Source organism: Dialister sp. (genome assembly GCF_036343215.1).
GTDB lineage: Bacteria > Bacillota > Negativicutes > Veillonellales > Dialisteraceae > Dialister.
On sequence record NZ_JAZASU010000001.1, the window covers coordinates 1 to 22,095 of the forward strand.

The following is a 22,095-nucleotide window of genomic DNA, read 5'->3' on the forward strand; positions in this document are numbered from 1 at the left end:
AAACTGAGGGTACCGAATCCTGGAGAGCAAAGCTGAAACAACTCCTTGATTTTGTAAGTACTGAAATTTATCCCCGTATTGCAAAGACTACTCAGGAACTTGATCATACACTGGATGCGCTGGATGGCCGCTATGTGGAACCGGGGCCGTCGGGCTCCCCAAATGCCGGTGGGGTCAATCTGCTCCCGTCGGGCAGGAACTTTTATGGCGTAGACCCCAGAACAATGCCTTCACCTGCAGGCTGGCAGCTTGGCGTCAAGCTGGGGGACCGCATGATTGAAAAGTTTATTGCAGATCAGGGGAAATATCCGGAAAATATCGGTATGGTTTTGTGGTCCGGCCCCAATATGCGCTCCTCCGGTCAGGATATCGCCGAATTCCTGTACATGCTTGGCGTGAGACCGGTGTGGCAGAAGGGCAGTCTCCGGATTAACGGTCTTGAAATCATTCCATTGAAAGAACTGAAACGGCCGAGAATCGACGTAACCGGCAGAATCAGCGGTCTTTTCCGTGATACCCTGCCACAGTTGGCAGAACTTATGGATGATGCAGTTCTCCTTGCTGCATCCCAGGATGAATCGGATGAAGACAATTTTGTCAGAAAACATATCAAAGAAGATACGAAACTTATGACCGATGAAGGCGTTGATGCAGATGATGCATGGCGAAATGCGGCATTCCGTATTTTTGGCGATGCTCCCGGAACCTATGGGGCAGGGGTCAATACAGTCCTTGATTCCAAGAACTGGCAGAATGAGAATGATCTGGCCAGCATTTATGTACGCTGGGGCGGACATGTCTTTGGCGGCGGCAACCGGGGTACTTTCAAACCGGAATTGTTCAAAAAACGTCTGGCTTCCCTTGACCTCACTGTCAAGAATGAAGAAAACCATGAAAGCAATATTTTGAGCTCTGATGACTACAATGCTTTCCATGGCGGCATGATTGCTGCGGTCAAGAGCCTTGGCGGGAAGACACCTCAGTCTTATGTAGGCGACAGTACCAATCGTTCTGCGGTAGGTGTAAAAACTGTCCAGGAAGAAATGAAGCGGGTATTCCGCACGGAATCCATGAACCCGAAATATATCGAAGGCCTGATGAAGCATGGATATAAGGGCGCAACAGACTTGGCAAACCGTTTGTCCATCAGTTTCCAGTGGGATGCAACCAGCGGTGTTATGGATGACTGGATGTATGACCAGTATGCGAAGAAATATGCACTGGATCCGAAAATGCAGCAATGGATGAAGAAAGTCAATCCATGGGCTCTTCAGAATATTGCAGAAACACTTCTCGAGGCTGACCAGAGAAAGATGTGGAATGCAAATGATGAAATGAAAGATGAACTCCAGCAGCTTTATCTTTCTGTAGAAGGTGAACTGGAAGATGACGGAGATGACGACGAATAATCTGCCGCCTATCCGGATGCTTGTGCTTACCCTGACCGGACGATGCAATTTTGCCTGTCGCTACTGTTATGCATCTGAAGTGGATCAGGTGGATATGGACGATGATATCGCCTGTAAAGCAGTGCTAATGGCAGGTGAATCAGGAGAGCGTTTCCTCCTCCAGTTTTCCGGTGGCGAACCGCTGTTACGTTTTCCGCTAATCAGGAAACTTGTGAATCTTGTGGAGACCCATCATTTCGATGCACAGATGCAGGTGCAGACGAATGGTTCCCTTTTGACAAAAGATATTGGCCGGTTTCTCTTTGATCACAATGTGGGGATCGGTATCTCCTGTGACGGAAGACCATCAGTCATGGACCGGACAAGGATTATGAAAGATGGCAGTTCTTCTTCCAAGGCAGCTGCTTTCGGCTTTAGAAATCTGGCACAGCAGGGAATTGGGACCGGGGTGACCTGCGTCGTTACTGACGATATGGTCAAAGAACTTCCCGGAATTGCAGATATGGCTCATTTCTATGGTAATGTCCATCAGGTAGGATTTGATATCCTTCGTGAACAGGGGAGAGGAAGTACTCTCCATGAGCCGTCGGCAGAAGAAATGACCAAAGCTCTGGAAGCTGTTTACAAAAGAATGCATATGCTTGAACAGGTAACCGGCAGGCACATTCATTTTACACAGGAAGACCGGGTTTACCGGCTTGCCCATACCGGGAAATATGATTTTCCCCAGTGTTATGCTATGAATGGCGAAGCTGCCTTTATCGATGTACATGGTTATATTTACGCCTGTTCTTCCCTTATGGGAAGGGAAAAATACCTGCTCGGGACTGTCGATTCCGGCAGGGACCCTGAAAAAGTGAGGGAGGTAGGCGCATTTATAAAAACGGCAATGAAAGAGTGCCGCAGTTGTGAATATTTTCCCCTTTGCGGGGGCGGTTGTTTTTCCCGTTGGCTTGATAGGGATGGAAACGTCCGGCTTTCCAAGGCCGAGTGCGCTATGAAGAAATTCTTTATCAGGAAATATCTGGAAAAGCAGAAGGAGGATTTATGAAAAGACAGGGAACATTCCCATTTACTGCCATTATAGGGCAGGACACAATGAAAAAAGCACTGGTTTTAAATGTAGTTAACCCGCGTCTGGGCGGCGTCCTCATTCAGGGGGAAAAAGGAACCGCAAAGTCTACTGCCGTTCGTGCGCTGGCTGATCTCCTTCCACCAAGAAAATGCATAAAAGGCTGCCGTTTCCATTGCGATCCGGATGACAGGGCAAACTGGTGCGATGAGTGTCATGAAAAATACGATCATGAAGAACCACCGGTTGAAATGCTTCCGATGAAAGTGGTAGAACTTCCAGTCAGTGCGACTGAAGACCGTGTTGTTGGTACGCTGGATATCGAAGCGGCTATTCGCGAGGGCAAGAGGTCTTTTGAAACCGGTATTCTGGCTGACGCAAACAGAAACATTCTGTATGTCGATGAAATCAATCTGCTGGATGACCATGTAGTCGATGTTCTTCTGGACTCTGCTGCTATGGGCATCAATACGGTTGAACGTGAAGGTATTTCTTATTCCCATCCGGCTCGTTTCTCCCTGGTAGGGACCATGAACCCTGAAGAAGGGGATATCCGTCCCCAGCTCCTTGACCGCTTTGCCCTTTCTGTAAAAGTAGTGGGCGAACAGGATCCTGAAAAACGCGCTGAAATCATCAAGAGAAGACTGGCTTATGAAGCCGATCCGGAACCGTTCCTGGAACAGTGGAAGGAAGAACAGGCCAAAGAAGTACGTCGTATCGAAAGAGCCATGAAGCTCCTGCCTCAGGTTACCGTCTCCAATGATATCCTTCTTCTGGCTGCCAAGATTTCCATTACCCTTGGCGTTGATGGTCATCGTGCAGATATCACTCTGATTAAAACAGCAGAAACTATTGCCGCAGTTGCCGGTCATACGGAAGTTACAAAAGAAGATATCCGGGAAGCATCCAGACTTGCACTGCCGCATCGTATGAGACGCCGTCCATTTGAAGAACAGACCCTTGACTGGTCTGATGTGGACAAGGTCATTGACGATGAAGCGTAACGTATTTCCTTTTGCTGCTATCTGTGGAATGGAAAAAGCCAAAGAAGCCATATTGCTTGCCTTGATCAATCCTTATGCAGGCGGCCTTCTGCTTTCGGGGGAGAAAGGGACAGGCAAGTCTACACTGGTTAGAAGTGCCCGTGAATTGATTCATACGCCATGGGTGGAAATTCCGATCAGTATCACCGAAGACAGGCTCTTTGGTTCTATCGACACAGAAGAAGCTATCCGCAGCGGCCATAAAAAGCTCCTTCCCGGGCTTATCGACGAGGCGGATCAGGGAGTCATTAATATTGATGATGTGAATCTTTTGAGAGACGATCTTCTTTCGGCTGTTTTAAACATTCGCGAAGCCGGTGGGTATCGTTTGGAACGAGATGGTCTTTCTGAGCAAAGAGATACACAATTTACAGTCCTTGCGGTTATGAATCCGGAAAGCGGTACGCTTTCTGCTTCTTCCCTTGACCGTTTTGGCCTTTTTGCCTCTACCGATGAGGACATGGACGATGATACCAGATTGGAAATCATTCGGAGAGTCCTTGAGTATGAAAGAGATGGCATCGCATTCCAGAAGAAATGGGAAGCCGAAACAGAAAAACTGCGCAAACAGCTTGCGGATGCCAGGGAAGCATTGAAGAATGTAGAAGTTTCTCCGGCCATGATTCAGCTGGCGGCAGTATATACTCTGAAAGCCCATGTGGCCGGACACAGGGCAGATATTTACCTGATTGAAGCAGCTAAATCGGAAGCGGCTCTTCAGGGCAGGAAATATGTGCTTCCAAAAGATCTCGAAAAGGCGGCTGAATTTGTTCTTCCACATCGTATGAGAAAGGCGGAGGACTCTCAGCAGAGTCAGCCGCAGGAAACCGAGCAACCTCAGAATCAGCCTCAGGAGGAAGAAAACAATTCCCGGGAGGAACAGCAGAATCAGCCGGTACCGGAAAATGAATTCAGTCATCCGCCGGAAGCCCAGCCTCCGCAGACGGATACGGAAGATGCTGAAGACGGGAACGATCAGCAGAATCTTGAAAACTCGCAGCTTTCGAATCCTCGTGGACAGAGCCGCGAAAGAATCGATGATGCCGATCTCCGTGTGCAGCTCCCGCCTATGTGGATTGAACCTTCTAAAGACCGGAAACCAAAGAAGGGCAGCGGTAAACGCAGCCTGACCATGACGGACCTCATGCAGGGCCGTTATGTAAGAGCGGAAATGCCGAAAGCAAAAACTTCGGATATCGCTTTCGACGCTACGCTTCGCGCTGCTGCACCATATCAGAAAGCAAGACCCTCTAATGGCTGTGCTGTAGTGATTCGTAAAGAAGACCTCCGGAGTAAGGTTCGTGAGAAACGGACAGGTAACATTTTCCTTTTCGTTGTGGATGCCAGTGGTTCCATGGGCGCAAGGGAACGTATGAAGACGGTAAAAGGAGTTATTTTCAAAATCCTTCTTGACGCTTATCAGAAGCGTGACCGTGTCGGCATGGTGGCATTCAGAAAGAAACAGGCGGAAGTACTTCTTCCTGTCACCCGTTCCGTGGATTTTGCCCAGAAAAAACTGGCGACAATGCCGACCGGTGGCAAGACACCGCTTGCAAAAGGACTTTTGAAAGCGGAAGATGTGCTTGATATGCTTTATCGGCAGGATGCCAATCAGGATCCCGTCATGATCCTGATTACCGATGGTCGCGCTACGAGCCCTCTGAACAAAGGAACCAATCCGGTTACCGATGCCCTGGAGGAAGCAAAACGTATTGGCCGACGGAATATTCCGGTTGCCGTCATTGATACGGAATCCGGATTTATCAAGCTGGGGCTGGCGAAAAAGCTTGCCAAAGCCATGGGGGCCTCTTATTTCCAGGTTGACAAAATTACGGAAGATCAGCTGCTCCATATCTGGAGAACTGCGGCAAATATGTAATTTCAGATGGATATCAGAGTTCCCGGCAATTGTTTTATGACAGGAATTCAATCCGGAATGGTATAATATTTATAAGGTTCATTCCTGAAGTCCATTCATTTTGATACAGCTATCCCGGTACATTACTGTACCGGGAGTTTGCTGTCTTATAATCAGGTTTATTTGATATGTATTTTTAAAAATCCGGAGTCGAAGTATTTCCTGTACTGAGGTAATTATGACCAGAAAATTGATCCTGCTTCTGGCAGCCATAATTTTATATTTCTGCTCTGCTTCGGAAGCAGCCGGGGAGCCTGTACGTCTTAACCTTCAGTATCCTTACAGTTTGAATCCTGAAGAAAAGGTGGAAGTTTATCCGGGAAGTACCCAGCTGCTTTATGTTTCCATAGAAAATTTCAATAATTCTGATGAATTGCCGGTACATACTGTGATTTCTTTGCCGAAGGGACTGACTGCTAAAGACGGAAAGGGGTGGCTCCTGATAGACGGAGGTCACCAGATTGTAGTGAATCGTCGTCTTCCGGCAGATTATGGGCAGGATTTCGAAGCCATTCCCGTTGAGGCATCTCCTGACGTTTCTGATGGCAAGATTACGGCTTACCTCGAAGGGGACAACTTTAAAGTAGCGGCTGAAGGTGAATTTGAGGTCGGTAATCCTGCGAAAGGTATGTCATCTGCCCCCGCAGTTAAAGAATCCTGGTATATTCAGGGAACGGCACTACCGGTGGATGAATCAGGAAATACAGATTCCCGGCAGTCTCCGGGAACTATTGTGGTTCCCGATGTGACGCTGGAAAACATGAAAACAAGGCTGACCGGAGGTTCTGCAGCTGACTGGACGGCCCTGATGGCTAAACCGGTATCTTATATTCTGTTCGATATGCGAAACCCTCAGAAAGATCAGGTCACTGTTCATTTTCGAGCTGAACTTGTCGACCGTGGGACAGGAGAAAAATGTATCGGTCTTATTTCTTCCACCGGTGAGGAAGGTGCGGCATTTAATGACGGAGACAGTCAAGGAACGGAAGCCCAGTTCTTTCTGAATGGAAACAAGATGCAGACCGTGGTCATTCCAATCTATGCAGACCCATTTTCAATTAATGAAGGGGATTATGGTCTCAAAATCACATTGAATGACGGCGATGTGGATAAGGTTACCGAAATACCTCTGACTGTCATAAAAAGCAGAAATGTGGGAATTGTGTCTTTGGGATTTGCATTATTCTGCCTTCTGGTCGTCATTTTTTCGTATAAACGGATCAGACGGACAATTATCCGCATCGGTGCCCGGGGAGATATAGCGGTTTCTCTTTTTGCGGCTATGGCATTTGGGAGCGTAGTCGTTCCGGTCACACTTTTAGGTGATTTTCTTCATGTAATTCTGGGACCATTTTCCGGCCTTGTGACGGGCCTTTTGAGCGGGGTTCTCCAATACCTGCTCCTGATTTCCCTTCTGGTGCTGTTTCGGAAACCCGGGATCGCGGGATTGTTTTACATCATACGGTGGCTATTGTCCGCAATCCTGTTCGGGAGGGTTACGCCGGTCGGCATTCTTTTATGCGCTGTATCTGTGGTAGTCATTGAAACGGTTTTACGGATTTCGGGATTTTACAGGAAACAGGAAATTTCCTTCCGGTTTGGTATTTTCCTGTCTCTTCTGATTGGTATTTGTGATGCAGGTATTACATTCATCAATATGCAGCAGCTTATGCTTTTTTACCGTATGTACTATGCTGACTGGTTTGTCGGATTGTATATGGTAATCAATGGGCTGCTGTACAGCACGATAGGAAGTTTCCTTGGGTTTAAAATGGGAAGCCGTTTGAAACAGGTGATGGGATCATGATGGTTAATATTCGGGATTTTTCCTGCCGGTATGAATCGAGAAAGACCCCTACTCTGTCGCATATAAGCTTTTCAGCAGATGAAGGGGAAATGGTGCTGATCGCCGGACTTTCAGGCTGCGGGAAATCGACTCTGATTAAGGCCGTTACCGGTCTTCTCGATCATGTGCAGACCGAAGGACATATTTATCTTAATGACAAAGATACTGCCAGTCTCAGCGCCGAGGATATCGGCCTCATTGCCGGTACCGTTTACCAGACGCCGGATGATCAGCTTTTTGCTATGACCATTGAGGATGAAGTGGGATTTGCCTTGGAAAACAGGGGAGAAGATAAAGATAAAATCCGTTCAGAAGTCAAATATGCACTGGAAAAGGTAGGACTCGGCGGGATGGAGAAAAAGAGTATCTATGCTCTTTCCGGCGGGCAAAGGCAGCGTCTTGTGCTGGCTTCCATTCTGGTGACTCACCCCAGACTTTTGATCCTGGATGAGCCTGTCAGTCAGATGAATCCCCAGGGAGTTCAGGATTTTATCAGGCTTCTTCTTGAACTGAACCGGAAAGATCATATGACTATCCTTATGGTGGAACACAGGGTAAATGAGCTTGCCCGGTGGTTTCCAAGGCTTTGCGTCATGCATGAGGGTCATTTCATTTATGATGGTCCTGTCGAAGAGGCATGGAACAGGATTGAAAATACGGAGATATATGGACTGAGGGAACCGCAGGCGGTCAAGCTCTGCAGAAAACTTGGTCTCAAACCTGCCACTTCCGATCTGGATCGACTGGCGGACATGATTCAATCTGCGTCCATTCACCTGCTCCCACATATAAAAAAGGAGATTTCCAAGCCTGATCACCCATTTATCTTAGAGGGAAAAAACATTCATTTTACGTATCCCGGTACGGATAATGAAACACTTCATGGTCTTGATTTAAATATTCGCCAGGGAACCATTAACGCACTGATGGGATTTAATGGTGCAGGGAAATCCACGCTCCTTGACATCCTCGCAGGACTTGAAAATCCTACATCCGGACAGATTCTTTTCCGTGGAAAACCGGCGGAAGAGGGTAGAAATCATGTGGGATTTATGAGGCAGGAGGCAGACCTGATGCTGCTTGCTGATACAGTAGAGGAAGAACTGACCTGGAATAACCCCGATTTTTCGGAAGAAGAGCTGGTGGGACTTCTTGAACGGCTACATGTCAGTCAGTATAGAAAAGATTTTCCTCTTGCCCTTTCCAAGGGGCAGCGCCTTCGTGTCGTGTTTGGCGCAATGCTGGCCAGAAAAGATAATGAACTGCTTCTTCTGGATGAACCAACTACGGGGCAGGATCAGAAGAGCCTTCATGAAATAAAAGAAATGCTTTTATATGCGGCTTCTGAAGGAAGGACCATATTTATCTGCACTCATGATATTGAGCTGGCGTCGGAACTGGCGGATGAAGTATTCGTCATGAAGGCCGGAAATTTCATTGCTCATGGTTCGCCGCATGATATTTTTTCAGACAAAAAGTTAATGGAGGAAAGCGGTCTTGCCTTTCCCCCAATGATGGAACTTTCAGAAAAGGTTGGCATAGAACCCTGCATTACTATCGGGGAGGTGATGAATCATGTCGTTCAGACAGACCTGGGAGGGAGGTAATGGTAATTCTTTTATTTCCACACTGGATGGGAGGACGAAACTGTCCATCCTGTTCCTGTATGCTATCCTGATGATTGTGGTAGACAATGCAAGAACTCTTTTTGTCCTCTTTACACTGACCCTGATTTTTCATTTTCTCGGCAAGACTCCGCTTCATCGATGGAAAATCCTGTCTGTTTTTCTATTAATGGGTCTTTGGGGGTCCATTTCCAGCCAGGCCCTGTTTTTTGCCCAGAATCCAAGGACACCTCTTCTTATGCTCATATCCCCGGACTTTCCTGTCCTTGGAACATTGACGAAGGGGCTGTATATCTATAAAGAAGGAATTATTTACGGCGCCATTCAGGGAATGCGTACGGTTTCCATGATTTCTCTTGGACTTCTCGTATGCTGGACAAGTGATCCCAGAAATCTTTTGAAAGCGCTCAGGGAATGGCATTTATCACCGCAGGCATCATTTATGCTTGTTACGGCTATTCGCTTTTTCCCGATTTTAGCAGCAGAAGCAGGGGAAGTTATGACGACTCTGCAGCTCAGGAGCAATTCTACGGGGGGAAGACATCAGGTTATACGTCACGTGCCCTATATGCTGAAACCTCTTATGGCAAGATGCCTCAGGCGTTCACAGACATTGTCCCTGTCAGTAACCAGCAGAGGATTGTTTCTGGCAAAGGAACAGAAAGGAGATTTATGGCAATGGAAGGAAAAATATGCCTGTCTCATTCTGTTTTTATTTACTCTTTCTGTGGGACTGGGCAAACTTCTTTACGGTCTGTCGCTAAAGGGAATTTATATAGGCGCATTCCGATTTGTTTATGACTGGGCGAAGCTGTATCTATGAAAAAATTAAAGACATGGATTATATTTCTTATGATGGGACTTACCTGGGGAATCCTTTTCTGGCTGACCGGCAGCAAAACACCCTGGATGATGTTTACTCCCCAGGATAAAGATTCCGGGATTATTGTCAGTCTCGGAGATATGGCTGGGCGGAATTATGATCGTATGGGATTTGACGGAGGCCAGATTCTTTATGTGAAAAACGATGGAACCTGGCTTGTGGGGACGGCAAATGGGGAGCTTCGCCATATTTCCGGAGAGGGAAGCGAACTTTGGAGTCATTCAGTGGGCAGCGGCCTCATACGTTCCATTGCCTTGAGTCCTGACCAGAAAACCATTTATGCCGGTGAAAAAAGTCCCGATGGCTATCTGTATGCAATCAGCGTAAAATCCGGGGATGTACTATGGAAATTCAGAAGCTATGACGTCATTGGCGGTGAACCTGATATCCGGGCAGATCCTCAGGTCATTCATATTTCCATCGACCAGAGTGGAAATATATATGCGGCGGCTTACCGGTTTACCGTGAATCCGGATGGTCAGCGCTCCTATATCAGTCGTATTCTTTCTTTTGACAAGGATGGAAATCTCCGCTGGCAGTTTCCCGGGGAGAAAAATATGGACGCCTGGGTCAACTGGGGAGATGTATCTGATCAGGCCGGGCGTTATGCATTTGGTACCGCTAATTATGATAAATCCAAAATTGAAAATTTGGAGTATAATAAAAACATATATGTTTTAGATTATAAGGACGGAAGCCTGGTTCACGAAGAAGCAATACCTAAAGCAGAACGGTTCATGTCAGTGACCATGAGAAATGGGCCGTCCTATTCTCCGGATGGGAAATATCTGACTACCATGACCAGCGATGGCCGGGGGATGCTTTTTGATGCTGATGGTCATCTGCTTTGGACAAGAACAGTTGCAAAAGCCAAAGAAATGAACGGGACCTGGTTCTTTGCGGCCGGCAGGGATGCCATGTTTGCGCAGGAGGGCGTTCTTTTTGGCACGATCAATACATTCAGCCGGGACAACTGGCAGATGCCTGCCCCTGTGATTCATCCTTCCAGCAACAGCCTTTTTCTTTTCGACAGGGATGGAAATTTCAAGTTCAAATATACTGCCAGGGCAGAAATTGAAGAGATTGCTCCTGCTTCCGGTGTCGCAGCGCTGGCTGTTGGAAGAAATGTGAGAAATCATAATTACAGTGCCCATGGAGCAGAGATTATCAGTCTTAAAGATGGTTCCAGACTTAATTTTTACCATACAGCGGGGCCGCTTCAGAGTATTGCCATATCCGATGACGGGCAATGGGTTGCGGGTATCGAGGTTCCAGCAGTAACTCCCGAAGGGAGCCTTCTGGGGGCTTATCGGCTGCACTTGTGGAATCGGTTCGAAAACAGTAAAGGTTGATTTGGATGGGAAGTGCTTTTGATGGTTAAACGATTTTTGCGATATTACAAGCCATATATGACTATACTGATTGGTGTCATTATTGGCACTTTCATCATGGCCGGACTGGATCTGATTTTCCCTATTGTGGTCAGAAATCTGATTAATGAGGTTCTTCCTGACAAGGACATGCACCGGCTTCTGATAGGGTCAGCTGTTCTTCTGGTGCTTTATATTATTAATTTCCTGGTTCAGTTCGCCGTTCAGTATTATGGACATATTATGAGCGCTTCCATAGAACATGATATGCGTCGTGATCTGTTCCGGCACATTGAAAGCCTGTCTTTCCATTATTTCGATAATGAAAAGACAGGGCAGTTATTATCACGCATTACAAGCGATATAACCGAAATCAGTGAACTTTCTTTCCGGGGCCCGAATGATGTTCTTCTCTGCGGGGTCATCATGGCAGGAACTCTGGTCGTCATGATCTTAATGAACTGGAAGCTGGCACTTCTGATTGGTGCGCTCCTTGTGGCAAAAGCATTTCATACGGTCTCCATCAATAAAAAGATGAAAGGCGCTTTTCGCAAAAACAGGGCTGTGGCCGGAGAGGTGGCGGCGAGAGCGGAGGAAAGCCTGTCAGGAATCCGTCTCGTAAAAGCTTTTGCAGAAGAAGATTTCGAACTTGCAAGGTTTGAAGAGAAAAGTAAAGATTTAAGAAATACGAAATTCCATTCCTATCGGCTGGTCGGATATTTCTCCGGCAGCATCAATTTCTTTACCAATTTTATCAATGTAGTCGTCATTCTGGCAGGGGGCTGGATGATAACGAACGGGGAACTGGCGCTGTCAGATTTCGTGGCATTCCTTCTCTATGTGAATATTTTCATGAGGCCTGTATTCCGGCTCACCATTCTGGCTGAAGTATACCAGCGCGGCATGGCAGGATTTCATCGTTTTGAAGAAATCATGCATACAGAACCATCCATTAAGGATCCGGAAAAACCGCTTCTGCTTGATACCGTAAAAGGTGATATCGGATTCCATGACCTTTCCTTTGGCTATGACCCGGGAAACCTCATTCTCCATCATCTTGATTTTGATATTCCTGCCGGGGAGACCGTAGCCTTCGTAGGTGAGACAGGAGCAGGAAAGAGCACCCTGGTAAGCCTTCTGCTTCGTTTCTATGAACCCAGTGAAGGGGTTATTTCTCTGGATAATCATGACTTGAAACTGTTTAATCAGCAGGATCTTCGCAGGAAAATCGGAATTGTGCAGCAGGACGTATTCCTCTTTGGTGATACCATTGCTGAAAATATTGCTTATGGCAAAGAAGGGGCGACAGAAGATGAAATCCGTCGTGCAGCCAAACTGGCGGCAGCGGATGAATTTATCAGTGCTCTGCCCCATGGCTATCAGACCAAAGTAGGGGAGAGAGGCGTCAAGCTTTCCGGCGGCCAAAAACAGAGAATCGCGATTGCCCGGGTATTCCTTAAAAATCCGCCGGTCGTCATTTTCGATGAAGCCACTTCTGCCCTGGATACGCAGACGGAAAAAATGGTGCAGACTACTCTGGATAAACTGGCTAAAGACAGGACAACCATTATTATCGCTCACCGGCTTTCCACGGTCAGAAATGCGGACTGCATTTATGTACTGGATCATGGCCATCTCATTGAAGCCGGCAACCATGATCAGCTGATGCTGAAGAAGGGGAAATATTTCGAGCTGTATGAAGCACAGAAGAAGAAAAAGAATTCTCCCGCTGGTGGTGCTTCTGAAAATTGAAGAAAATGATAAAAACAGGATTCCATGGGGAGTCCTGTTTTTAAATACTTGTCCATAGGGGTCATTAAAATGTTATAATAAAATATATTTCTATAAAATGAGAGGTGTACCATGGATTATCTGGAAAAATATCATGACTGGCTGAATTGGGCTGACGAAAGCACAAAGAAAGAACTTTCTGCTATTTCTGATGATAAAGAAATCGAAGACCGTTTTTATAAGGATCTTGAATTCGGTACCGCAGGACTTCGCGGCATTATGGGGGCCGGCACAAACCGGATGAATCGGTATACTGTGGCTAAGGCATCCAGAGGATTGGCCGATTATCTGAAAGCCCTGTACCCTGCTGAATTGAAACGGGGAGTAGTCATCGCTTATGATTCCCGCCTTCATTCTGCTGAATTTGCCAGAGAAGCGGCAAATGTATTGACTGCATCCGGTATCCCTGTGAAGCTTTTCAATGAACTGGAACCTATTCCGGTGCTTTCTTTTTCCATAAAGCATTTCCATGCGCTTGGAGGAATCGTAATTACAGCCAGTCATAATCCTGCTGAATATAACGGCTATAAAGTTTATGGCGAAGATGGCGGTCAGCTTGTTCCTGATAAGGCCAATGTACTGACAGATTATGTAGAAAGAATTACTGACCTGCCATCGATTGATGATCGTGGAAATGATAAACTTCTGACTCTTCTTGGACATCTGACGGTGCAGAATTTTATAGATGCAATTTTCAAAGAATCTTACTATAAGGGAAATCCGCCGGCCCTTTCCATCGTTTATACGCCTCTTCATGGAAGTGGAAATAAACCGGTCCGTTATATTCTGACACAAGCCGGCTTCACGGATGTTCATATCGTTGAAAAGCAGGAAAAACCGGATGGTACATTTCCTACTGTTATTTCGCCAAATCCGGAAAATGAGGAGGCTTTGGCTCTGGGCATCAGACTGGCCGGGAAGGTGAATGCGGATATTGTGATAGGCACGGATCCTGACAGCGACCGCATTGGAGCTGCAGTAAAACACAAAGAAGGATATACTTTAATTACTGGAAACCAGATGGGGGCCCTTCTTACATATTTTGTCCTTTCTACCAGAAAAGACAGACTTACTCCGGCATCCACTCTCGTTAAGACCGTGGTTACCGGAGAACTTGGTGCGGATATCGCCAGAAGTTTTCGCATTCAGGTAGTGGAAACTCTGACAGGTTTTAAATATATTGGTGAGAAAATCAGCCGGTGGGCAGCTGATCATACCCATGAGTTCGTATTGGGGTATGAAGAAAGTTACGGCTACCTGGTTGGCACCCATGCACAGGATAAGGATGCTGTTGTTTCTGCCATGTTGATTTGTGAAATGGCTGCCTATTTCAAAGAAAAGGGAAAAACACTGGAAGACGTACTTGCGGAACTCTATAAACGGTTTGGATATTATTATGATAAGAGTGTATCCTATACACTGAAAGGGAAAACGGGGCAGGAAAAAATTCAGGTTATCATGGAATCCCTGAGAAAGCTTGATGCCTCAAAACTTATTCCTGATATCGAAGAAACTATCGATTTTGAAAAAGGTATAGGAGACCTTCCCAAAGAAAATGTAATGAAGTATCGGCTCCATTCCGGTGGCTGGATGGCGATTCGTCCCAGCGGTACGGAACCGAAAATCAAATTTTACTATTCTTTGAAAGGAAATAACGAAGAGGAAACACTGAAACTTTTCAATACCTATAAATCTGTCTGGGAAAAAGAATTTTCACTTTAATCAGCAGTTTGGAAAGCCGCACGACTTCGTGCGGCTTTTAATTTCGAAATATACAGTTTATGCACTGATTCGTTGACTAAACTGTATATTTATGCTAAAATTTTGAATAAATAGAAGGGTGTGAGATAAAGTGGCAGATGATAAAAAAATCATTTACGAAATAAAACATTTACAAAAATCTTTTGGAAAGGTCGAAGTACTGAAGGATATCAGCATGCAGATTGAAAACGGGGAAGTATGTACCATTATCGGGCCATCCGGCTCTGGTAAGAGTACACTTCTGCGCTGCCTGAATCTGCTTGAAAAGCCTACAGGAGGAGAACTCTGGTTTGAAGGGAAAAAGGTCAATGAGAAAACGGATGTCAAAATGCTCCGGCGTGACGTGGGCATGGTATTCCAGTCTTTCAATCTTTTCCCTATGTTTACTGCTCTTGAAAACGTCATGTATGCACCGGTACATATCAAAAAGCTTTCCCGTTCCCAGGCAAGGGAGGAAGCCATGGAACTCCTGAATCGTGTCGGACTGGCAGACCGGGCTGACTATTATCCGGGGGAACTTTCAGGTGGGCAGCAGCAGCGCGTAGCCATAGCCCGGGCACTTGCCATGAAACCGAAAATGCTTCTTTTTGATGAACCTACTTCTGCTCTGGATCCCGAACTGGTAGGAGATGTGCTTACTGTTATGAAAGAAGTTGCTCTTGCCGGGATGACGATGGCCGTAGTCACTCATGAAATGCAGTTTGCCCATAGCGTTTCCAATCATGTGGTTTTCATGGATAAAGGCTATATTGTAGAAGAAGGAAATCCGGAAGACATATTTACCCATCCAAAAGAAGAAAGAACGCAGCTGTTTCTGAAGAGACTGCTTCATGCTGATATTTAAGGAGATGACACTTTTATGGACATGGTCATAGATACCGCTGTCAAATATAATGCCATATTTATGGCAGGTGTTAAAATAACGATTATTATTTCTGTGCTTTCCTGTTTTTTCGGCCTTCTTCTGGGTATTGTCCTGGCGTTTATGAAAATTTCGGGTATTAAAATACTTCAGGCAATTGCTGCCGTTTATGTCGAAGTCATCAGGGGGACTCCTGTACTTGTTCAGATTTCACTGGTTTTCTTTGGACTTCCCTTTTTGGGAATCCATTTTCCCAGTTTCCAGATTATGGGAGTTGATTTTGAAAGACTTTCGGCCGGTGTTCTGGCGCTGATCATCAATTCCGGAGCTTATGAATGTGAAATCGTGCGTTCAGGTATTCAATCCATCCCCAAAGGTCAGCTCGAAGGGGCCATGTCCCTTGGTTTTTCCAAGTGGGAATCCATGATCCGAATCATTATCCCTCAGGCTATCAGAAATATTCTTCCTGTGATTGGTAATGAATTCGTTACCCTGATCAAGGAATCTTCACAGGTCTCGGTCATCGGTATGGCTGATCTCATGTATACGGCTACCACTATTCAGGGAATCAGTTTCCAGCCATTCCCGCCGCTTGTTATTGTGGCACTTTATTATTTCATCATGACCTTCTTTGTATCCATGTGTCTGCGTGTACTGGAAAGACATATGAAAGTCAAAAGTGTGAGATAAAAAAGCGGGTTGAATTTGCTTCAACCTGCTTTTTTTATGCTTTTCTTTTTAGCACATTTTTGTAGTATAATGAGGCGGAAATATTTGTACAAAAAGGAGTCGTTATGGCAGACTATAATTTTGATAAGCTTGTTGGCGAAGCAGGCATGGAAAGCAGTTATCGAAATCAAGTAGATGAAGCTTTAACAATGACGGAAGCAGAAAAGGTTTTGCAGGGTTTATCCATCCGTTTTTCTATCACCGACGGGTACAAAGTCGATGGGGGAGGACAGTTCGACTATGTTTTTAATCTGGGGAAAAAGACCTGGGAAAGAACGGATTGGCGCAGTGGTATACCTTTAACTTCGTCGGGAAGCCTGAAAGATGATTCAATAAAGAAATTTATCGATGCTGCTGCTTTTGTTCTTACGCTGAAACAAAAACATTTTGTTACAAATACAAAATCACTGGAAATTAATACGGATGCTTTCGAAAAGGAAAAGTATGGTCCCATTAAGCGGCTGACTCGCTGTGAATTGAGAATGGATGACCGTTTCTTCCGATGGGTTCCTGAGTCGGACAGGGATTCGCCATTCCCTGAACTATACGAGGCATTACAGGAATTGAGAAATTCAACCGGATTCTGATGCGGTACTCTTATATCCGGTGTCAGCTTGTACAGGATTCATTCCGGTGTCTGCAAGCTGAAAAATTTTCGATGATAATTTTATGGGTTTTGCTCTATTTTCCTCTATTTTACTTGACAAAAATGGTTAATGGCGATATAGTAATTTCGTAAATGCAATGAATAAGACACGATAATTCCGACTGGCTTTTCAGAGAATCTGCATTTGGTGTGAGCAGATAGTTCATCGGTTTTGTTACCACTTGTGAGCAGAAAGATCGAAATCTTTCCGGCTGGCTGACGTTAACGGCCAAAGAGTAAAGCATGATGCTTTAATTTGGGTGGAACCGCGGAATTGAACTTTCGTCCCTTAGAGGGACGAAAGTTTTTTTATTCAATTGATTTCGAAATAACTGTCCCGGCAGTTGATGAAATCAGAATTCAGAAAGGAAGATTTTCATGGTTACAATCAAGTTAAAAGATGGTAAGGAAAAGCAGTTTGAAAAGGCTGTACCCCTTTTTGAGGCAGCTAAAGAAATTTCCAACAGCCTTGGAAGGGATGCCCTGGTGGCAGAAGTCAATGGCAAGCTGACTGATCTGCGTGACCCGGTTACTGACGGCAGCTTTGTTGAATTCTTTACAAAAGAAGATAAGCAGGGGCTCTTTACGTTAAGACATACCGCTTCCCATGTCATGGCCCAGGCTATTCAGCACCTGTTCCCGGGAACGAAATTTGCTATCGGCCCGGCTATTGACGAAGGATTCTATTATGATCTGGAATCCGACCATGTTTTCAGCCAGGATGATTTTGCTGCCATTGAACAGGAAATGGCTAAAATTGCAAAAGCCAATATCCCGCTGACAAAGAAAGTTGTCAGCCGCGATGAGGCTTTAAAATTCTTCCAGGAAAAAGGTCAGGACTATAAAGTCATGCTCATCAACGATCTTCCGGAAGACGCACAGATTTCCCTTTATGAACAGGGGGATTTTACTGATCTTTGCGCAGGACCTCATATGAGATCTACAGGGAAAGTAAAAGTATTCAAGCTCATGTCCGTGGCCGGCGCTTACTGGCGTGGTGATTCTAATAACCAGATGCTCCAGCGAATTTATGCTACCGCTTTCTTCAAGAAGGAAGATCTTGAACATTTCCTCTTCGTCAGAAGCGAAGCAGAAAAGAGAGATCATAGAAAACTTGGCAAGCAGCTGGATCTCTTCTCCTTCCATGAAGAAGGTCCGGGATTCCCGTTCTTCCATCCAAAGGGAATGATTCTTAGAAACCAGCTCATGGATTATGAAAGAGAACTGTTCAAGGAATTCGGTTATGTGGAAATCATGACACCGGTCATCCTTTCCAAGAAACTCTGGGTACAGTCCGGTCACTGGGATCATTACAAAGAAAATATGTATTTTACCAAGATCGATGATGAAGATTATGCTATTAAACCGATGAACTGCCCCGGCGGAATCCTTTATTTCAAGACCCAGCATCGTTCCTATCGTGATCTTCCGATGAGGGTCGGTGAATTTGGTCTCGTTCATCGCCATGAACTGAAGGGTGCCCTTCATGGACTTTTCCGTGTACGCTGCTTCACCCAGGATGATGCCCACATTTTTATGACTCAGGAACAGATGAAGGATGAAGTCATCAAATGTATGTCCATGTACCAGAAGATGTACGGCGTATTCGGCCTTGATTATCATGTAGAACTCTCCACACGTCCTGAAAATTCCATGGGCAGCGATGAATTGTGGGAAATTTCCACCAACGCTCTCCGCGAAGCTATTGAAAAGACCGGTGTACCTTATCAGATTAATGAAGGCGATGGCGCATTCTATGGTCCAAAACTGGACTTCCATGTCCAGGATTCCCTTGGACGTACCTGGCAGTGCGGCACAATCCAGATGGATATGCAGCTGCCCGAAAGATTTGATGTAAATTATATCGGTGAGGATGGAGAAAAACACCGTGCCGTCATGCTTCATCGTGCAGGATATGGTTCTCTGGAAAGATTTATCGGTATCCTGATTGAACATTTTGGCGGAGCATTCCCGGTATGGATTTCCCCGGTACAGGTCAAGGTTATTCCGGTTACCGAAAAGCACCTGGATTATGCAAAAGCAGTAGCATCAGCAATGTCCGAATCCAATATCCGTGTAGAAATGGAAGAGGCCAATGAAACCCTGGGTTACAAGATCCGCAAGGCCCAGATGGAAAAGGTTCCTTACATGATTATTGTTGGCGATAAGGAAGTCAAGAGCCGTACCGTAGCTATCAGGAGCCGTAAGGATGGCGATGTGGGTTCCATGCCGCTGCCGATGTTTGTGGCTAACCTGATTCACGAAATCAAGAGCAGGGAATATTAATATGCAGAGAGAGTTTCAGAGTGCCGATGTAGCCAGGGCTGCCGTTCGTATGGCACTGTCAGAAACCAGAGCGGACGAAAATGAGCTGCGCAGCCAGCTGGCGGCTCAGGGTATCCGTTCTGTGGCTGTAAACTTTGGGGGAAAGTTTACTGATATTCTGCCCAAAATTTTTGAATCAGCTATCGTGGCTGCCCAGAGGCAGCATGTTATTTCTGATACCCATGTAGGGGATGGTTCTGTGCTTGGCGCTATGGAATCCGCTATCGAACAAATCAAGCTCATGGCCATTGGAATGAATGTGGGGGGCAAGATCGGAATTGCCCGTTGGAATGAACATCTCTGTGTAGCTATTTTCGTGGGAGTGGGGGTTCTCCATTTTAATGAAGTAACTATCGGGATGGCCCATAGAGTATTAAGAAATGACTTGACAAATTAATGCCCTTGATGTAATATATTTCCTGTGATTCATTGCAAGCAGAAGTCATCCGCTTCTCACCCTACAAGGCGAAAGTTACTAGGGTTTACGTATGGACTTGGGGCGGACGGCGTATGCTGTCCGCTTTTTACTTGCAATAGTTTCTTTTTCGGAGGTGAAAAGAATAGGTAAGGAACTCAGTATCAATGAACAGATTCGCGCCAGAGAAGTGCGGGTTGTCAGCGATACAAATGAACAACTGGGGATCATGACTCTTCACGAAGCAATTCGTATAGCAGAAGAAAAAGGACTTGATCTCGTCGAGGTGGCGCCTAATGGCCGCCCGCCGGTATGCCGTATCATGAACTATGGCAAGTACAGATACGAACAGCAGAAACGTGATAAGGAAGCCAAGAAGAAACAGAAGGTATTTCAGATTAAAGAAGTTAAACTCCGTCCTAACATTGAGGATCATGACTTCTTTGTAAAACTGAAAAATGCCCAGCGTTTCCTGGGTGATGGCAACAAAGTGAAGGTAACCATTATGTTCCGGGGCAGAGAAATGACCCACCCTGAACTGGGACAGGAAGTTCTCGATCGTTTTGCAAAAGAGCTCGGTGACTCCATTGTTCGCGAAAAACCACCGAAATTAGAAGGACGCAACATGACCATGGTCATTGCGCCAAAAGCATAAAAAGGAGAGATTGTCATGCCGAAAATGAAAACCCGTCGCGCTGCGGCAAAGCGTTTTACTGAAACAGGTTCTGGTCAGTTCAAGAGAAATAAAGCCTTCAAGAGCCATATCCTTGAAAAGAAGTCCCCAAAGAGAAAGAGAAACTTCAGAAAAGCAGCACTGGTTTCCAAATCTGATTACAAACGCGTAGCAAGACTGCTGCCAAACGGCTAATAAGGAGGATTTTTAAGAATGGCTAGAGTAAAATCAGGCGTTACCGCTCATGCAAGACATAAGAAAATTCTGAAACTCGCTAAAGGTTACAGAGGTGCTCGTCATACCCAGTTCAGAAAAGCAAACGAACTGGTAATGAAGGCGCTCTACTATGCAAGAAGAGACCGCAGATCCAAGAAGAGAGAATTCCGCAAGCTTTGGATTGTCCGCATTAATGCTGCCGCTCGTCAGAATGGACTGACTTACAGCAGACTGATTGCCGGTTTGACCAAGGCAGGCATTGAAGTTAACCGTAAGATGCTTTCCGAACTCGCTATCAGCGATCCGGCAGGCTTCACCAAAATTTGCGAAGCTGCAAAGAACGCTTAATCAAATTAAGACCGGTTCTCAAAGGGAACCGGTTTTTTTATACCTGAAATGGGTTCACATGGGTTTATTACAGAAACAAAAAACAGCTGTCCGGGAAATCAAGTTTTCCAGGCAGCTGTTTTCTTAACTTTAAAATTAAATGGTATGAGCAGAGCCTACTACGGCCTCAATTTTGTGCATAACCATCTGCTTGACCGCTTCTCTTGCCGGTTTCAGATAATTACGGGGGTCGAAATTGGAGGGATCTTTGCAGAGTGCTTCACGGACAGCGCTTGTCATGGCCAGACGGATATCGGTATCGATATTGATCTTGCAGACCGCCATGGTAGCTGCCTTTCTGAGCATATCTTCCGGTACACCTTTGGAACCTTCGATTTTTCCACCGAATTCATTGCACTTTTTAACAAATTCAGGAATAACAGTCGATGCGCCATGAAGTACGATTGGATAATTCGGGAGCAGTTTGCCCACTTTTTCCAGTCTTTCATAATCAAGGTAGGGATCACCTTTATATTTATAGGCGCCATGACTCGTTCCGATAGCAATGGCCAGCGAATCACAGCCGGTTTTTTCAACAAATTCCGCAGCTTCTTCCGGGTCTGTAAAAATGGCATCTTTTGCGTCAACACTGACCATATCTTCTACGCCCGCCAAACGGCCAAGTTCTGCTTCCACAACCACGCCTTTATCATGAGCGTATTCAACAATCTGTTTTGTGACTTTTACATTTTCCTCAAAGGAATGTTTGGAACCATCATACATGACAGACGTAAATCCACCATCAATGCAGGCTTTGCAGATTTCAAAAGAGGAACCATGATCCAGGTGCAGGCAGGTTGGGATTTCCGGATAGTCCTGAAGGGCAATTTTAACAAGCCCTACAATATATTCCTGCCCGGCATATTTCCTGGCTCCTTCGGAAGCCTGGAGAATGACCGGGGATTCTTCAGCTTTTGCGGCTTCCATAATCCCCTGAATGATTTCCATGTTATTGACATTAAAAGCACCGATAGCATAATGGCCTTCATAGGCCTTTTTAAACATTTCAGTTGTTCCAACGAGCGGCATATTCATACCTTCCTTTCATAGAAATTTATTTTATGTATGCATGGCTTTGGCAATATGCATAATTCATATTTATTATACTTGAATAAAATTTATAT

General features: G+C 45.6%; 19 protein-coding genes and 1 other annotated feature. Of the genes, 18 read left to right on the forward strand and 1 reads right to left on the reverse strand.

The annotated features are described in order from the left end of the window. The 18 genes from VZT47_RS00005 to rplT all read left to right on the forward strand — a co-directional run. On the forward strand, window positions 1-1,409 hold a 1,409-nt coding region (locus VZT47_RS00005), incomplete at its 5' end, for a cobaltochelatase subunit CobN (protein WP_330222932.1). Next, entirely contained in the window at window positions 1,387-2,460 is a 1,074-nt protein-coding gene (locus VZT47_RS00010) for a radical SAM/SPASM domain-containing protein (RefSeq protein ID WP_330222933.1), read from the forward strand. The genes VZT47_RS00005 and VZT47_RS00010, both read left to right, overlap by 23 nt. Then, window positions 2,457-3,485: an ATP-binding protein gene (locus tag VZT47_RS00015; RefSeq protein ID WP_330222934.1), complete on the forward strand. Its 1,029-nt coding sequence runs from the start codon at window positions 2,457-2,459 to the stop codon at window positions 3,483-3,485. Before VZT47_RS00010 ends, VZT47_RS00015 begins: the two co-directional genes overlap by 4 nt. Further along, complete coding sequence (locus VZT47_RS00020) at window positions 3,475-5,403, forward strand: VWA domain-containing protein (protein ID WP_330222935.1); 1,929 nt, start codon at window positions 3,475-3,477, stop codon at window positions 5,401-5,403. Before VZT47_RS00015 ends, VZT47_RS00020 begins: the two co-directional genes overlap by 11 nt. A 217-nt stretch (window positions 5,404-5,620) precedes the next feature. Continuing rightward, entirely contained in the window at window positions 5,621-7,249 is a 1,629-nt protein-coding gene (locus VZT47_RS00025; protein WP_330222936.1) for a hypothetical protein, read from the forward strand. Next, window positions 7,246-8,895: an ABC transporter ATP-binding protein gene (locus VZT47_RS00030; RefSeq protein WP_330222937.1), complete on the forward strand. Its 1,650-nt coding sequence runs from the start codon at window positions 7,246-7,248 to the stop codon at window positions 8,893-8,895. Before VZT47_RS00025 ends, VZT47_RS00030 begins: the two co-directional genes overlap by 4 nt. Further along, complete coding sequence (locus VZT47_RS00035) at window positions 8,864-9,736, forward strand: energy-coupling factor transporter transmembrane component T family protein (RefSeq protein ID WP_330222938.1); 873 nt, start codon at window positions 8,864-8,866, stop codon at window positions 9,734-9,736. The genes VZT47_RS00030 and VZT47_RS00035 overlap by 32 nt, the downstream gene beginning before the upstream one ends. Further along, window positions 9,733-11,148 carry an outer membrane protein assembly factor BamB family protein gene (locus VZT47_RS00040; protein ID WP_330222939.1) on the forward strand — a complete coding sequence of 472 codons (1,416 nt, stop codon included), beginning with the start codon at window positions 9,733-9,735 and terminating at the stop codon, window positions 11,146-11,148. Before VZT47_RS00035 ends, VZT47_RS00040 begins: the two co-directional genes overlap by 4 nt. 57 nt (window positions 11,149-11,205) lie before the next feature. Continuing rightward, a complete protein-coding gene (locus VZT47_RS00045; protein ID WP_330222940.1) occupies window positions 11,206-12,918 on the forward strand; it encodes an ABC transporter ATP-binding protein in 1,713 nt (570 codons plus the stop codon). 111 nt (window positions 12,919-13,029) lie between these two features. Beyond that, entirely contained in the window at window positions 13,030-14,679 is a 1,650-nt protein-coding gene (locus VZT47_RS00050; protein WP_330222941.1) for a phospho-sugar mutase, read from the forward strand. Between the two features lie 151 nt (window positions 14,680-14,830). Next, window positions 14,831-15,562: an amino acid ABC transporter ATP-binding protein gene (locus VZT47_RS00055; RefSeq protein ID WP_330223151.1), complete on the forward strand. Its 732-nt coding sequence runs from the start codon at window positions 14,831-14,833 to the stop codon at window positions 15,560-15,562. Between the two features lie 15 nt (window positions 15,563-15,577). Then, window positions 15,578-16,270, forward strand: a complete 693-nt coding sequence (locus VZT47_RS00060) for an amino acid ABC transporter permease (protein WP_330222942.1) — start codon at window positions 15,578-15,580, stop codon at window positions 16,268-16,270. A 104-nt stretch (window positions 16,271-16,374) separates the two neighbouring features. Continuing rightward, window positions 16,375-16,896: a hypothetical protein gene (locus VZT47_RS00065; RefSeq protein WP_330222943.1), complete on the forward strand. Its 522-nt coding sequence runs from the start codon at window positions 16,375-16,377 to the stop codon at window positions 16,894-16,896. Window positions 16,897-17,044: 148 nt separating this feature from the next. Continuing rightward, window positions 17,045-17,248 (forward strand) — a binding site (T-box leader). An 85-nt stretch (window positions 17,249-17,333) separates the two neighbouring features. Continuing rightward, entirely contained in the window at window positions 17,334-19,241 is a 1,908-nt protein-coding gene (gene thrS / locus VZT47_RS00070; RefSeq protein ID WP_330222944.1) for a threonine--tRNA ligase, read from the forward strand. Window position 19,242: 1 nt separating this feature from the next. Beyond that, on the forward strand, window positions 19,243-19,677 hold the full coding sequence (locus tag VZT47_RS00075; protein WP_330222945.1) for a HutP family protein: 435 nt from the start codon (window positions 19,243-19,245) through the stop codon (window positions 19,675-19,677). Window positions 19,678-19,768: 91 nt separating this feature from the next. Further along, window positions 19,769-20,350 (forward strand): translation initiation factor IF-3, encoded by a 582-nt coding sequence (gene infC, locus VZT47_RS00080; protein ID WP_330222946.1) that lies wholly within the window; start codon window positions 19,769-19,771, stop codon window positions 20,348-20,350. A 15-nt stretch (window positions 20,351-20,365) separates the two neighbouring features. Next, complete coding sequence (rpmI, locus tag VZT47_RS00085) at window positions 20,366-20,563, forward strand: 50S ribosomal protein L35 (protein ID WP_008858952.1); 198 nt, start codon at window positions 20,366-20,368, stop codon at window positions 20,561-20,563. Between the two features lie 18 nt (window positions 20,564-20,581). Further along, a complete protein-coding gene (rplT, locus tag VZT47_RS00090) occupies window positions 20,582-20,932 on the forward strand; it encodes a 50S ribosomal protein L20 (RefSeq protein ID WP_330222947.1) in 351 nt (116 codons plus the stop codon). Between the two features lie 135 nt (window positions 20,933-21,067). On the opposite strand, the gene fba is transcribed toward rplT, so the two are convergent. Continuing rightward, the gene (gene fba, locus VZT47_RS00095) at window positions 21,068-22,000 is read right to left on the reverse strand and encodes a class II fructose-1,6-bisphosphate aldolase (protein WP_330222948.1); all 933 of its coding nucleotides are present in this window, start codon (window positions 21,998-22,000) and stop codon (window positions 21,068-21,070) included. Window positions 22,001-22,095: the final 95 nt, after the last annotated feature.

Coding starts and splice junctions, on each gene's coding strand:
- VZT47_RS00020 (WP_330222935.1), top strand. CDS start 3,475: ATGAAGCGTAACGTATTTCCTTTTGCTGCTATCTGTGGAATGGAAAAA.
- VZT47_RS00025 (WP_330222936.1), top strand. CDS start 5,621: ATGACCAGAAAATTGATCCTGCTTCTGGCAGCCATAATTTTATATTTC.
- VZT47_RS00010 (WP_330222933.1), top strand. CDS start 1,387: ATGACGGAGATGACGACGAATAATCTGCCGCCTATCCGGATGCTTGTG.
- rplT (WP_330222947.1), top strand. CDS start 20,582: ATGGCTAGAGTAAAATCAGGCGTTACCGCTCATGCAAGACATAAGAAA.
- rpmI (WP_008858952.1), top strand. CDS start 20,366: ATGCCGAAAATGAAAACCCGTCGCGCTGCGGCAAAGCGTTTTACTGAA.
- VZT47_RS00075 (WP_330222945.1), top strand. CDS start 19,243: ATGCAGAGAGAGTTTCAGAGTGCCGATGTAGCCAGGGCTGCCGTTCGT.
- VZT47_RS00015 (WP_330222934.1), top strand. CDS start 2,457: ATGAAAAGACAGGGAACATTCCCATTTACTGCCATTATAGGGCAGGAC.
- VZT47_RS00030 (WP_330222937.1), top strand. CDS start 7,246: ATGATGGTTAATATTCGGGATTTTTCCTGCCGGTATGAATCGAGAAAG.
- VZT47_RS00065 (WP_330222943.1), top strand. CDS start 16,375: ATGGCAGACTATAATTTTGATAAGCTTGTTGGCGAAGCAGGCATGGAA.
- fba (WP_330222948.1), bottom strand. CDS start 22,000: ATGCCGCTCGTTGGAACAACTGAAATGTTTAAAAAGGCCTATGAAGGC.
- VZT47_RS00050 (WP_330222941.1), top strand. CDS start 13,030: ATGGATTATCTGGAAAAATATCATGACTGGCTGAATTGGGCTGACGAA.
- VZT47_RS00040 (WP_330222939.1), top strand. CDS start 9,733: ATGAAAAAATTAAAGACATGGATTATATTTCTTATGATGGGACTTACC.
- VZT47_RS00035 (WP_330222938.1), top strand. CDS start 8,864: ATGTCGTTCAGACAGACCTGGGAGGGAGGTAATGGTAATTCTTTTATT.
- infC (WP_330222946.1), top strand. CDS start 19,769: ATGGACTTGGGGCGGACGGCGTATGCTGTCCGCTTTTTACTTGCAATA.
- VZT47_RS00045 (WP_330222940.1), top strand. CDS start 11,206: ATGACTATACTGATTGGTGTCATTATTGGCACTTTCATCATGGCCGGA.
- thrS (WP_330222944.1), top strand. CDS start 17,334: ATGGTTACAATCAAGTTAAAAGATGGTAAGGAAAAGCAGTTTGAAAAG.
- VZT47_RS00060 (WP_330222942.1), top strand. CDS start 15,578: ATGGACATGGTCATAGATACCGCTGTCAAATATAATGCCATATTTATG.